Below are 12912 nucleotides of genomic sequence, written 5' to 3'. Positions count from 1 at the left end.
GACGTCCGTGGCGGCTGTCGCGCGGCCCTGACGTCCGTGGCGGCTGTCGCGCGGCCCTGACGTCCGTGGCGGCCGTGCCCGCTCAGCGCAGCACGGCCGCCACGGCGACGACGACGAGCATCAGCACCAGCGTGCCGCTGACGATCAGGGTTCTGGTCCTGGGGTCCATTCCCCGAGGTTAGCCGTGCTCTTCCGGGGCGCCGGGGGCGGGCTCCGGTACCGCGCCGGGGCCGGCGGCGGGCCCCCCGGGCGCCGCCTCCCGGTCCGGCCGCGGCCCGGTGTCCGCCCGGCCCAGCGGCCAGAGGGCCACCGTCTCGTAGTGCGGCTGGGCGCCCGGCATGCCGGGGGCGGGCGGATGGCTGCGGATCAGCGCCAGTTCGGAGACGGTCCAGGGGCTGCCCGCGAAGTCCGCCAGTGCCTCGACGTACGGGCGCAGGTCCACGTCCCGGCCGCCGCCGGCACCGCGGTCGTCGCCGCCGTGGCCGCCGTCGCCGCCACGCCCGCGGCGGCGGCCACGGGCGTTGCCGCGGGCCAGCGTCAGGTGCGGGGTGAAGCCCGGGTGCTCGTCCTTCATGGGGATGCCCGCCCGGCGGCCGGCGGCGACGGCCGTGGCGGCGAGCCGGGCCATCGCGCGGACGTCCCCGGTGGCCCCGGCCCACAGGGCCCGGTGCCCGAAGCGGCCGCCTCCGGCCAGGCTCAGCTCGTACGCGCGGTGCCGGTGGGCGGCGCGGGCAAGGCGCCGGTGCAGGTCCGGCAGCGGTTCCTCGGCCACCTCGCCGTAGAAGGCGAGCGTGAAATGCCAGCCGTGCGGCCGGGTCCAGCGCAGCCGGTCGGCACCCGGCAGCTCCCGGAGCCCGGCCACGACCTCGGCGAGTTCACCGGCCACCGGCATCGGCGGCACCACGGCGGCGAAGAGTCTCATGGGACCAGTGTCGCCCGGGGTCGGCGCCAGGGGAGCCGGGTGCCAGGGACCGGGGGACGGTGGCGGCCGGCCTCCATGCCCCGGCGACCCGCCGCTCACACCATCGCGGCCAGCTGTTTCTCCTTCTTCCGCGGGGCGCGTTCGACGAAGGCGACCCGGGGCCGTCCCCGGCGCAGATCGACCTTGAGCCGCAGCCCGCCGATCCGGGCCAGCATCAGCCCGACGGCGAGCGCCGCGCCGGCGGAGATCAGGCCGCCCGCGAGGAAGCCGGTCCGCGCCCCGTAGGCGTCGGTGATCCAGCCGACGAGCGGGGCCCCCAGGGGCGTGCCGCCCATGAAGACCATCATGTACAGGCTCATCACCCGGCCCCGCATGGCGGGGTCGGCCGCGAGCTGCACGGTGGAGTTGGCGGTGACGTTGATCGTCATGCCGAACATGCCGATCGGCACCAGCAGCAGCGCGAAGAGCCAGAAGACGGGGGCCGCGGCCGCGGTGATCTCCAGCAGGCCGAACAGGAGCGCCGCGCCGACCAGCAGCCGCAGCCGCGAGGTGCCGCGGCGGGCGGCGAGCAGGGCGCCGGCCAGGGAACCGGCGGCCATCAGGGTGTTGAGCAGGCCGTAGGTTCCGGCGTCGCCGTGGAAGACCTCGTCGACGAAGGCGGTCAGCCAGATCGCGAAGTTGAAGCCGAAGGTGCCGATGAAGCCGACGAGGACGATCGGCCAGAGGAGTTCGGGGCGCCCGGCGACATGGCGCAGCCCGTCCCGGAGCTGGCCCTTGCCGCGCGGGGTGGGCGCGACCTCGTGGAGGTCGTCCCGGCGCATGAGCAGCAGCGCGGCTATGGGCGCGAGGAAGGACAGTCCGTTGGCCAGGAAGGCCCAGCCGCTGCCCACGGCGCTGATCAGCACACCGGCGACGGCGGGGCCGACGAGCCGGGCGGACTGGAAGTTGGCCGAGTTGAGGCTGACGGCGTTGCGGAGGTCGCGCGGCCCGACCATCTCGGCGACGAAGGCCTGCCGGGCCGGGTTGTCGACGACGGTGGCCAGGCCGAGCAGCAGGGCCATGAGATAGACGTGCCACACCTGGACGTGCCCGGAGAGGGTCAGGGCGGCGAGGGCCAGGCCGGTGAGGCCCATGGCGCTCTGGGTCATCAGGAGCAGCCGCCGCTTGGGAAGCCGGTCGGCGATCACACCGCCGTAGAGGCCCAGCAGCAGCATGGGCAGGAACTGCAGGGCGGTGGTGATGCCGACGGCCGCGGAGGAGCCGGTGAGGGTGAGGACCAGCCAGTCCTGGGCGATGCGCTGCATCCAGGTGCCGGTGTTGGACACCATCTGGCCGCCCGCGAAGAGCCGGTAGTTGCGGTTGCGCAGCGAGCTGAACATGCCTCGCCGTTCGGTGGCACCGTTCGCGGGTGCTGCGGCGGGGGCGGGCTCGGGGGTGGGGTCGGGGTCGGGAACGGGTGCGGAGTGTGCTCCGGGTCCCGTACTCAAACTGCGTCGCCTCCTCAGCGATCTTCAGCAGGTCTTCAGCAGGTCTTCGGCCGTTCTCGGTCGCGTGCGGCGGTCCCCGGCCGTCCCCGGCGGGGCCTGTGCGTCCGGGGGCGTCCGGGCTTCCGGGCGGATGCCGTGTGCCCCGGCGGGCCGGGACCGTGCGGCACTAGGTCTCGGCGAGCTTCTCCAGGACGGGCGCGGCCGCGCGGAGTGTGGCCCATTCCTCGTCGGTCAGGCCCTCGCAGAGCTCGGCCAGCCAGGCGTTGCGCTTGCGGCGGCTCTCCTCCAGCATCGACTCGGCCCGTTCGGTCCGGGTGACCACCTTCTGGCGGCGGTCGTCCGGATGGGGCTCCAGCCGGACGAGTCCCTTGGCTTCGAGCAGGGCCACGATGCGGGTCATCGACGGCGGCTGTACGTGCTCCTTGCGGGCCAGTTCGCCCGGGGTGGCGCTGCCGCAGCGGGCGAGCGTGCCGAGGACGGACATCTCGGTGGGGCTGAGCGACTCGTCGACCCGCTGGTGCTTGAGCCTGCGGGAGAGGCGCATCACGCCGGAGCGCAGGGAGTTCACGGCGACCGCGTCGTCGCCGAGGGACAGATCCGACATGTTTGTTAGCGTAACTCATTACCCTAGCTAAATACAGCCGGGGTGAGGAAGCCAACAGATGCTCCTCCGAATGGCTGACGGCAGTGCGCCGCGCACCCTTCTCCGGGAACGCCGCAGCGCCCGGAACTCGTGGTTCCGGGCGCTGGCGAGCCGGGGCGCGGGCCGCGCCGGGCCGGGGAGGCCGGCTGCCGGAGCGGCGGGGTCGCGGACCGGCCCGGTCGGCCGGGGTGTCAGCCGAGGCCGAGGGCCTGCTCGATGGGGCTGAGCAGGAAGTAGACGAGGAAGCAGAGGCCGACGACGTTGAGCAGCCACGGCACGGTGCGGAACTTGCCGGTGGCCGCCCGCAGCAGGATGAACGCCAGCACGCCGAGGCCGATGCCGTTGGTGATGCTGTAGGTGAACGGCATCGCGATCATCGTCAGGAAGGCGGGGGCCGCGATGGTGGGATCGTCCCACTCGATGGAGCGGATGTTGGCCATCATGATCAGGAAGCCGACGACGACCAGCGCCGGCGTGGCCGCCTGGGACGGCACGATCAGCGCGAGCGGGGTGAAGACCAGGGCCAGCAGGAAGAGGCCGCCGGTCACGAGGTTGGCGAGCCCCGTGCGGGCGCCCTCGCCGACACCCGCGGTGGACTCCACGAAGCAGGTGTTGGCCGAGGCGGAGCCGAAACCGCCCGCCGCGACGGCCGCGCCGTCGACCATCAGGATCCGGCCCATCCGCGGGACCTGGCCGTCCTTGCTGGTGAGCTTCGCCTCCTCGGAGACACCGATGATGGTGCCCATCGCGTCGAAGAAGCCGGACAGCAGCACGGTGAAGACGAAGAGCGAGCCGGTGAGCACACCGACCTCCGAGAAGCCGCCGAAGAGGCTCACCTCGCCGATCAGCCCGAAGTCGGGGGTGCTCACGACCGAGTCGGGCAGCTCGGGCGTGGTGAGGCCCCAGGCGCCCTTCGGTATGTCGGCGACGGCGTTGACGATCAGGGCGAGGACCGTCATCGCGGCGATGCTCAGCAGGATCGCGCCCTTGGTGCGGCGGATGACCAGGACGAACGTCAGCGCGAGGCCGAGCACGAAGACCAGTACCGGCCAGCCCTCCAGCCGCCCGCCGACCCCGAGGCCGAGCGGCACGGTGGTGTGGGCGTCGTCCGGGTTGCGGGTGACGAAGCCGGCGTCCACCAGACCGATGAGGGTGATGAACAGGCCGATGCCGATCGCGATCGACCGGCGCAGACCGTTCGGGATGGCGTCCAGGACCCGCTGCCGCAGACCGGAGGCGACGAGGATCATCAGCACCAGGCCCGCGAGAACCACCATGCCCATCGCGTCCGGCCAGCTCATGACGGGTGCGAGCTGCAGGGAGACCACCGCGTTGATGCCCAGGCCGGCGGCGAGGGCGATCGGGACGTTGCCGATGAGGCCCATCAGGATCGTGGTCAGGCCGGCGATCAGCGCGGTGGCCGTGACGAGCTGCCCCGCATCCAGCTGATGCCCGAACTTGTCCGTACCGGACCCGAGGATGATCGGGTTCAGTACGACGATGTAGGCCATGGCGAAGAAGGTCGCCAGGCCGCCCCGGATCTCGCGGGAGACACCGGTTCCGCGCTCGGAGAGCTTGAAGAAGCGGTCGAGGCCGTTCGCGGGTCGCGCGGGCGGCTGCTGGTCGACCGGGGTGGGGGCCGGGGATGGCATGACAGGACCTCAGGGGGAGGACGGGGTCTGTGGCGGCGTGGTCGGCCGGCCGGGCAGAACCGTTGACGAGCGGGACGGGACGGAAGGGACGGAGCGGAGCGAACGGCGGGGCACATCGGCGCCCCCGTTCACCCGCCCGACCGGGTTGGACGAAGCTACGAAAGAAACGAGTCAACTCCGGACCGATTCAGTATGAATACATAAGCTTCGGATAGCCAATCTTCGCGCGTAGAACCCCCGGGGCAGCCATCCCGGAACCGCCGTCGTCGGCCGCATAGACTGACCGGCGCCGCCACCCGCGCCACCGCCGACGGCGGTACCGCCGGGCTCGCGGCGGCCGGCAGGACGAGGACACCGCAGCAGTCAGCAGGAACGGGGAACGATGGGCAAGTGGACTCCCACGCGGGAGGCACCGGAGCCGCTGGAGGGGAACGTCGTCGCCGTCGTGACCGGCGGCACCGTCCTGTGGTTCGTGATGTTCCTGGTCCAGATCCCCTTCTACCGCTGGTTCGAGGGGCAGGGGCTGCTGTGGTGGCTGTGGACCTGCCTCGCCGGGGGCGGGCTCGGCCTCTACGGCATCCACTACGTCCGCGGCCGCGAGGCCGCCCTCCGCCGCACGGCGGAGGAGCCCTCCGGCGCCCCCGGCCCGGCCGGCCCCGCTCCGACGGACCCGCCTGCGGAGCCCGGCACAGCGGAGCCCGGCGCCGGCCGCGACCCCCGTACCGGCACGGAACCCGGAAGCTCCCCCGATTCCCGGTGACCCGGCGGCGCGGGAGCCGTCCGCCCCCGTACCGTCTTCCGCATGACGCATCGCTCCCCCGCCGACATCGGAGAGCCGGAGCCGGGGACCGCCGTCCCCGCCGCCCCGGCTCCTCCCGCCGGAACCGCGGCGCGCACCGCGCAGGTGCCCGCACCCGCACCCGCCGCGTCTCCTCCCGCCGCACCCGCCGCACCCGCCGCCCCGGCCGTGCCCGCCAGGCTGCCCGGGCTGACCCCCGCGGAGGTGGCGGCGCGGATCGCGGCGGGCGAGGTCAACGACGTTCCCGTGCGGTCCTCGCGCTCGACCGCCGACATCGTCCGGGCCAACGTCTTCACGCGCTTCAACGCGATCATCGGCGTGCTCTTCCTGATCATCCTGATCGTCGGCCCGATCCAGGACGGCCTGTTCGGCTTCGTCATCATCGCCAACACCGCCATCGGCATCGTCCAGGAGCTGCGCGCCAAGAAGACCCTGGACAACCTCGCCGTGATCAGCGAGGCCCGGCCGGTCGTCCGGCGCGACGGCCACTCCGCCGAGGTGCGGACGGGCGACATCGTCCTCGGCGATCTGGTCGAGATCGGCCCCGGCGACAAGTGCCCCGTCGACGGCGAGGTCGCCGAGGCGGACGGGCTGGAGATCGACGAGTCGCTGCTCACCGGCGAGGCCGACCCCGTCCTCAAGCGCCCCGGCGACCCGGTGATGTCCGGCAGCTTCGTGGTCGCGGGCACCGGCGCCTTCACCGCCACCAAGGTCGGCCGGGAGGCGTACGCGGCCCAACTGGCCGAGGAGGCGTCGCGGTTCACCCTCGTCCACTCCGAGCTGCGGAGCGGCATCAGCCAGATCCTCAAATACATCACGTACATGCTGATCCCGGCGGCGATCGGGCTCGTCGTCAGCCAGCTCTTCGTGCAGGACCACGACTGGCGGGAGGCGGTCCGCCGCATGGTCGGCGGCATCGTGCCGATGGTCCCCGAGGGCCTGGTGCTGCTGACCTCGGTGGCGTTCGCCATCGGTGTCATACGGCTGGGCCGCAAGCAGTGCCTGGTGCAGGAGCTGCCGGCCATCGAGGGACTGGCCCGGGTGGACGTCGTCTGCCTGGACAAGACCGGCACCCTCACCGAGGGCGGCATGGACGTCACCGGCATCCGCGTCCTCGACGGCAGCGGCGAGGAGCGGGTGCGGCACGTCCTCGGCTCGCTCGGCGCCTGCGACCCGCGGCCCAACGCCAGCCTGCAGGCCGTCGGCCGGCACTGCCCCGCCCCGGACGGCTGGCGGCACACCGAGACGCTGCCGTTCTCCTCCGCCCGCAAGTACTGCGGCGCGTCGCTCACCGACACCGACGGCGCCACCACCACCTGGCTGCTGGGCGCGCCGGACGTCCTGCTGCCCGCCGGCGATCCGGCCCTGGCCTCGGTGGACGAGCTCAACACGCAGGGGCTGCGCGTGCTGCTGCTCGCCCGCACCGGGCAGCCGCTGCTCGCCCCGGAGGCGGGCTGCGGCGCGCACCCCGTCGCCCTGGTCGTCCTCGAACAGCGGCTGCGTCCCGACGCCGGGGACACCCTGCGGTACTTCGCGGAGCAGGACGTCGCCGCCAAGGTGATCTCCGGCGACAACGCCGTGTCGGTGGGCGCGGTCGCGGGCAAGCTCGGCCTCCCGGGCGCGGAGACCACGGTCGACGCCCGCCGGCTGCCGGAGGACCGGGAGGACATGGCGGAGGTGCTGGAGAAGGGCGCCGTCTTCGGGCGGGTCACGCCGCAGCAGAAGCGCGACATGGTGGGCGCCCTGCAATCGCGCGGCCACACCGTGGCCATGACGGGTGACGGCGTGAACGACGTCCTGGCCCTGAAGGACGCCGACATCGGCGTCTCCATGGGCTCCGGCTCGGAGGCCACCCGGGCCGTCGCCCAGATCGTCCTGCTCAACAACAGCTTCGCCACCCTGCCGTCGGTGGTCGCCGAGGGGCGGCGGGTGATCGGCAACATCACGCGCGTGGCGACCCTCTTCCTGACGAAGACGGTCTACTCGGTGCTGCTGGCGGTCCTGGTGGTGAGCTCCCAGGTGCCGTATCCGTTCCTGCCCCGGCATCTGACGCTGATCTCGTCGCTCACCATCGGCATCCCGGCCTTCTTCCTGGCCCTCGCCCCCAACAAGGAGCGGGCGCAACCGCACTTCGTCCGGCGCGTGATGCGGTACGCCGTCCCGGCCGGCCTCATCGCGGGGACCGCGACGTTCACCTCGTACCTGATGGCCCGGCACCACTACACGGGCCCGGGGGCGCTGGCCGCCGAGACGAGCGCGGCGACGCTGACGCTGTTCCTGATCGCGATGTCGGTGCTGGCGATCGTGGCCCGCCCCTACACGTGGTGGCGGATCGGGCTGGTCGCCACCATGGCGTCCGCCTTCCTGGTCGTGATCGTCACACCGATGCTGCAGCACTTCTTCGCGCTGCGGCTGGTGGGGACGGTGATGCCGTGGACGGCGGTGGGCATCGCGGCGGCCGCGGCGGTCCTGATGGAGCTGAGCTGGCGGTGGGTCGGCCGGCGCTTCCCGGCCTGAGCGGACGCGCCCCTGTGGGGCGGTGGGCGCCGTGGGCCCGGTGGGCGCGGTGACTCGGCGGGGCGGCCGGGCCGGGCCGGGTCAGGTCGGCTCAGATCAGGTCAGGTCGGGTCAGGTCGAGTTCGCCGACGATCTGGTGGCCGCTCATCTCGCCCGTCCGCCGGAAGCCGAGCTTCTGGTAGAACGCCTCGGGGCTGCCCTCGCCGGGTGTCCAGGTGACCGTCGCCCGGCTCCCGCCCCGCCTGCGGATCTCCTCGCACACGGACTCCACCGCGAAACGGCCGTATCCGCGCCCCTGTTCGGCGGCGTCGACAGCCAGCCGCCACAGTCCCGAGCGGGGCCGGTCGCCGGGGTCCTCCGGGTGGAGGCGGACGTCGAAGAAGGCCATCACGAACCCCACCAGCCGGTCGCCGTCACAGACCAGCCGGGGCCAGGCGATGTCGGGTTGTGCGTAGGCCTCGGCCAGTGAGCGGGCGACCGGGGCGACGAAACGCTCCTGGTCCGGGCGGACCGCCAGGCGGCAGGCGGCCAGAACGTTGTCGGCCGTGACCTTCTCCAGGCGGAGGCGAGACGCAGTCATGCCGCGCACCGTACCGGTGCCGCCCGGGCGGCCGTCCACCCCATACCGGCGTCCGGCGCGGACTGGACACCGGGCCCGGCTCGGGCAGCGGGCACGGCTCGGGCAGCGGGCATCGGGCACGGCTCGGGCGCCGTGTCCCGGGCACGGACTGGCGTACCGCCGCTGGTCCTCCGCCGAGCCCGGTCACCTCGGTCACCCGGCCGCCCCGGTCACCCCGCCGCCGGAGGGCCCGAACTCCGCGCACCGTCCGAACTCCGCCGCCCGGCCGTGCTCCCGGAACCGGCACCGGAACCGGAACCGGCTCAGTCGAACCAGCGGTCCCGGGCCAGTTCCTCCGTGCGGGACAGGTCCTCCAGCAGGGCCGCGACCTCGAAGCGGCGGGGCCACTGGCCCGCCGCCCAGGCCAGGCCCGCGGCCACGCCCTCCACGGTCGCCGCGTGCACCACGCCGTCGGGGGTGCGGCGCCAGTCCACCTCCACCAGCCCCGCCGTGTCCTTCCCGCCCGCGCCGCCCGTGCCGTCCACTCCGGCGCGGACGAACAGTTCCTCGTACTCGGTGTACGCCTCGGGGGTGCCCGGGCCCAGCAGGACGCGGACCGCCTCCGGGACCTCGCGGACCTCGCCCGCGTCCGGGTCCGCGACCGGGGCCGGGTACGCCTCGCTCAGCCGCCGCACCTGGAGCAGCTCCGCCAGGTCCGCCGCCCGCGCCGGGCTCACCGGGACCAGCGGGCGGTCCTCGGCCAGGGGCAGCAGATCGGGGGCGTCGGCGATCAGGGCGTCGGCGGCGTCCACGACCCGTACGTCGCCCGCCGCGCCGACGACCACCCGGAGTTCGTCGGGCAGGGTCACCTGTTCGGGGTCGAGGGCGGCCAGGGCGTTGTAGAGGCCGTGCAGCTGGCGGGCCCGGACGGGGCGTTCGGGGTCGGCCAGCCGGTTCAGCAGTTCGGCGGCGCCGCCGGGCTCGTCCAGGAGCGCGGCCACGGAGGTGCGGACGCCCAGGGCGCGCAGCACCTGCTCGTCCTCGAAGCCGGTCGCGTCGGCGGCCTCGTAGAGCCCGGCCAGCAGCGGGTCGCCGCCCGCCGCGCGCAGTCCGGCCGGGCGGCGACCGTCGAGCACCGGGTGCCCGCGCAGCCACCAGGCGGTGTACGGGCGGACGGTCTCGGTGGTGCCGTCCGGGAGCAGGACGCGCACGGGCTGGGTCAGCGCGTCGCGCAGCGGCGGCCGGGCGAGCAGGGCGAGGGCCCGGGGCCAGGCGTCGTCGTCGACGAGGTCCAGGTCGCGCACGGCCGTGATCTCGGTGGCGACGGGCGGCACGGGGCTGTCGGGGAGCTGGTCGAGGACGTCCTCGCACCAGACGTCGACGGAGTCGAGGAGCCCGGCGTCGTCGGGCTCGGCGTAGTCGCTGTCGCGCGGTTCGAACTCGTCCGGGTCGAGGACCACGTCGGTGGTGCGGACGAGGGCGAAGGTCGACTGCACGCCGACGGCCGCCAGGGTCTCGGGGCCCCAGCGTCCGGCGAGGCCGGCGTCGCAGGCGGCGAGTTCGCCTTCGCGGATGACCTGCTCGAAGTCGCTTCCGGGGAAGACCAGTTCACCGGCCGGGGCGAGCTCGCCCTCCTCGTCGGGGAGGGCGAGGGCGCCGAGCCAGGGCTCGTCGTCGGGAGCGAGCCCCGCCTCGCTGACGAGACCGAGCACGGCCTCCGCCAGTTCCTCGGCGTCGAGGGTGTCCTCGTCCCAGACGTCCTCGCTGTCGAGGGAGGCGGCGACGGCCGCCCGCACCTGCGGGGTCGTCAGGACGGCCCGGGGGGAGGCGGGGAGGGCGCCCAGCTTCTCCAGCAGCGGGTGGGCGGCGTCGGGGTGGGCGACCTTGAGGCCGAGGCGGGCGAGGGTGGCGGCGCTGGGGGCCGCGGCCCGGTCCCGCTCCTCCCCGGCGGCACCGTCCGCACCGGCGCCGTCCGCGCCGTCCGGGCCGCCCGGGCCCGCTCGGCCGGCGCCGTGCTCCTCGCCCGGCAGCGGCAGCAGGACCTGGCGCGGGCCGATGGTGGTCCGGCCGTCGGCGAGCGGAACGGGAAGGCCGCTGAGCCGCTCCGGGTCGGTGCCGGCCAGGCTGTCGTAGAGGCGCCGCCACCAGGACGGGGAGCGCTCGACGCCCGCGAGCCGGTCGACGGCCTCGCCGAGCGGCACCCGCACCACGCCCAGGCTGCGCAGCTCGGGGCGGCGCTCCAGGCCGGCGGGGAGCAGGCCGGGGAACAGTTCGGCGAGTACCTGCACGGTCTCGGCCCCGGCGCCCTCGACGATCTCCGCGTCGACGGGACGGAGCCGCACGGGACGCGGGCCCCCGGCCGCTTCGGCGCCGGTGCCGGTCGCGGAAGTGCCGGTCGCGGAAGTGCCGGTCGCGGAAGTGCCCGCTCCGCCGCCCGCTCCCCCCGCCGCTCCGGCGGCCGTGCGCGCTCCCGTGCCCGCACCGCCGCCACCGAAGCCCGGGAACGTCTCCAACTCCCCGTCCGCGCCCGGCTCTTCCGCCCCCTCGGCCGCCGTACCCGCGCCCGCCAGGAACGGCACCCGCGGCAGCAGCCGCAGCACCTCGGCGCGCAGCCGCCCGTCCAGCCTGCCCTTGCCGAGCGGGCCGGGCACCAGGTCGATCGTCCCGGTGGAGAGCGGCTGCCAGGCGCGGAGCAGCTCCGCGTACGTCTCGGCGGCGCGGGCCGTCAGGAAGTCGGTGAGCGGGCCGGGGGCGGTGTGCCGGCGGGTGGGCTCCAGCGGGAACGAACCGACGAGCAGCGCGGGCAGGCCGAGCGGTTCCTCGGTCGGGGTCGGCGCGTGCACCACGGCGGCCGTGGCGGGCCGGGCCGGGGCGCCCTCGGCGTCGACGGGGACGGCCCAGGTGACCGACCAGAAGGGGCGCAGCCGCTCCTCCACCGGGCGGTCGGCGAGCAGTGCGGACTCCAGCCGCCCCCCGGAGGAGGCGGTGCGCCAGCGGGTGGTGCCGCGCGCGCTGTCCTCGACGACGGTGTACGGGCCGTCCTGGCGGCGCGTCAGGGTCCGCGCGTCCTCCCCGGGGATCTCGATGACGATCTCGTCGAGGCCGGGGAGCGTCAGCAGCAGCGCGTCGTCGACTCCGGCGAGAAGGCGCTCCGCCAGGTCCTCGGCCGCGCCGTCGCGCAGGGGCAGCACGACGGCCGTGTCGTAGCCGACGGGCGCGGAGCCCTCGGCGGGCAGCGGCAGGCGCAGCAGCGGGACGTGGCCGTCGCGCCGGCGCAGCTCGTCGGCCAGGCCGGGGCTGCCGCCTGCCGCCTCGGCCGCCAGGTCGCGTGCCTCGGCGAGGGACCACCGGACGCTTCCGCCGCGGCTGATCACGGCGGGCTCGTCGCTCACGGCCAGGACGGCGGCGAAGCCGACCCCGAAGCGGCCGACGGACGGGGTGCCCTCCCCCTCCCGCCACTCGTCGCGCTTGGCGGAGGCGCGCAGGGTGGCCAGCGACTCGACACCGGCGGCGTCGAGCGGGGCCCCGGTGTTGGCGGCGGCCAGGACGGCGGGGCTGTCGCCCTCGGCCGCGTGCACGGTGAGGCGGAGCCGGCCGGGGACACCGGTGCGGGCGGCCGCGTCGGCCGCGTTCTGGGCGAGTTCGACGACGAGCCGGTCGCGGTAGCCGCCGAGCGCCAGGTCCTCCTCCGCGTTGGCGTCCTCGCGGAACCGCGCGGGCGAGGCGGCCCAGGCGTCCAGCACACCGCGTCGCAGCCGCGCCGTTCCGTGCGGGTCGTGCCCGCCGGCCGCCGCTCGCACCATCGCCGTGCCGCTCACGTGTCGCTCCTTCTCCCGGGTGCCGTCGCGCGTCTGTGCTTCTGCCCATCGGCGCATGCGTGGGTCCTTGCATCCGTGCATCCGTGCATCCGTGCATCCGTGCAGTGGCTGCCAGCGCCGAACGTACCGCCTCCGGCCCGCCGGCGGCTCCGCAGCCCCCTGCGGCGGGCGGGGGCCGGCGGTGCGCCGGCCGGTCGGAGGAGGCCGGGGAGGCCGGGGAGGCGGCGGAACGGAGGGATGCCGGGCCGGGATCCCGGGGCTGTGGCCCGCACGGCCCCGGGTTCGACCGGTGGCCGGCCGGGCGCGAGAGGTCCGGACGGTTGTGGTCCGGCGTGGGTTCCGGCTTCCGGTCCGGGTCCGGGTCCGGGCGGCGGCCAGCCCGGCTCGGGCTGGGGCTCGGGCTCGGGCTCGGGCTCGGGCTGACGGTGGGGAGGACGGCCTTCGCCCGCAGCACGGCGCTCCCGCACCCGGAACGCCGGCAGCACTTCGGCAGCGGCGCCCGGCCACTCCGGACC

At 74.9% G+C, this 12912-nt stretch carries 7 protein-coding genes and 1 pseudogene; 2 read left to right on the top strand and 6 right to left on the bottom strand.

The window, feature by feature from the left end:
- Positions 1–289: 289 nt before the first annotated feature.
- The 4 genes and pseudogenes from thpR to LIX60_RS17800 all read right to left on the bottom strand — a co-directional run.
- A pseudogene (gene thpR / locus LIX60_RS17815) lies at positions 290–922 on the bottom strand (RNA 2',3'-cyclic phosphodiesterase); the annotation flags it as partial.
- Positions 923–1017: 95 nt separating this feature from the next.
- Positions 1018–2409 carry an MFS transporter gene (locus LIX60_RS17810; protein ID WP_227959323.1) on the bottom strand — a complete coding sequence of 464 codons (1392 nt, stop codon included), beginning with the start codon at positions 2407–2409 and terminating at the stop codon, positions 1018–1020.
- A gap of 166 nt (positions 2410–2575) precedes the next feature.
- Positions 2576–3013: a MarR family winged helix-turn-helix transcriptional regulator gene (locus LIX60_RS17805; protein ID WP_019711236.1), complete on the bottom strand. Its 438-nt coding sequence runs from the start codon at positions 3011–3013 to the stop codon at positions 2576–2578.
- Between the two features lie 230 nt (positions 3014–3243).
- Positions 3244–4704, bottom strand: coding sequence for an NCS2 family permease (locus LIX60_RS17800; protein ID WP_227959322.1), 1461 nt, complete (start codon positions 4702–4704; stop codon positions 3244–3246).
- Positions 4705–5086: 382 nt separating this feature from the next.
- On the opposite strand from LIX60_RS17800, the gene LIX60_RS17795 reads away from it, so the two are divergent.
- Both LIX60_RS17795 and LIX60_RS17790 read left to right on the top strand, forming a co-directional pair.
- The gene (locus tag LIX60_RS17795; RefSeq protein ID WP_227959321.1) at positions 5087–5464 is read left to right on the top strand and encodes a DUF2530 domain-containing protein; all 378 of its coding nucleotides are present in this window, start codon (positions 5087–5089) and stop codon (positions 5462–5464) included.
- Between the two features lie 42 nt (positions 5465–5506).
- Positions 5507–8020: a cation-translocating P-type ATPase gene (locus LIX60_RS17790; protein ID WP_227959320.1), complete on the top strand. Its 2514-nt coding sequence runs from the start codon at positions 5507–5509 to the stop codon at positions 8018–8020.
- A 91-nt stretch (positions 8021–8111) separates the two neighbouring features.
- Here the strand turns inward: LIX60_RS17790 and LIX60_RS17785 are convergent, their stop codons facing one another.
- Positions 8112–8600 carry a GNAT family N-acetyltransferase gene (locus tag LIX60_RS17785; protein WP_227959319.1) on the bottom strand — a complete coding sequence of 163 codons (489 nt, stop codon included), beginning with the start codon at positions 8598–8600 and terminating at the stop codon, positions 8112–8114.
- 302 nt (positions 8601–8902) lie between these two features.
- On the bottom strand, positions 8903–12382 hold the full coding sequence (locus tag LIX60_RS17780; protein ID WP_227962813.1) for a sacsin N-terminal ATP-binding-like domain-containing protein: 3480 nt from the start codon (positions 12380–12382) through the stop codon (positions 8903–8905).
- Positions 12383–12912: the final 530 nt, after the last annotated feature.

It is taken from the genome of Streptomyces sp. S07_1.15, from assembly GCF_020739505.1.
In the GTDB taxonomy this organism is placed as follows: domain Bacteria; phylum Actinomycetota; class Actinomycetes; order Streptomycetales; family Streptomycetaceae; genus Streptomyces; species Streptomyces xinghaiensis.
The sequence above is the reverse complement of the archived record's forward strand: the minus strand, read 5'-3'. Positions and strand labels throughout refer to the sequence as shown.

What these genes read in the sequence shown, in the direction of transcription:
- LIX60_RS17805 (WP_019711236.1), bottom strand. Translation starts at nt 3,013, where the DNA reads ATGTCGGATCTGTCCCTCGGCGACGACGCGGTCGCCGTGAACTCCCTG.
- LIX60_RS17800 (WP_227959322.1), bottom strand. Translation starts at nt 4,704, where the DNA reads ATGCCATCCCCGGCCCCCACCCCGGTCGACCAGCAGCCGCCCGCGCGA.
- LIX60_RS17795 (WP_227959321.1), top strand. Translation starts at nt 5,087, where the DNA reads ATGGGCAAGTGGACTCCCACGCGGGAGGCACCGGAGCCGCTGGAGGGG.
- LIX60_RS17790 (WP_227959320.1), top strand. Translation starts at nt 5,507, where the DNA reads ATGACGCATCGCTCCCCCGCCGACATCGGAGAGCCGGAGCCGGGGACC.
- LIX60_RS17785 (WP_227959319.1), bottom strand. Translation starts at nt 8,600, where the DNA reads ATGACTGCGTCTCGCCTCCGCCTGGAGAAGGTCACGGCCGACAACGTT.
- LIX60_RS17780 (WP_227962813.1), bottom strand. Translation starts at nt 12,382, where the DNA reads ATGGTGCGAGCGGCGGCCGGCGGGCACGACCCGCACGGAACGGCGCGG.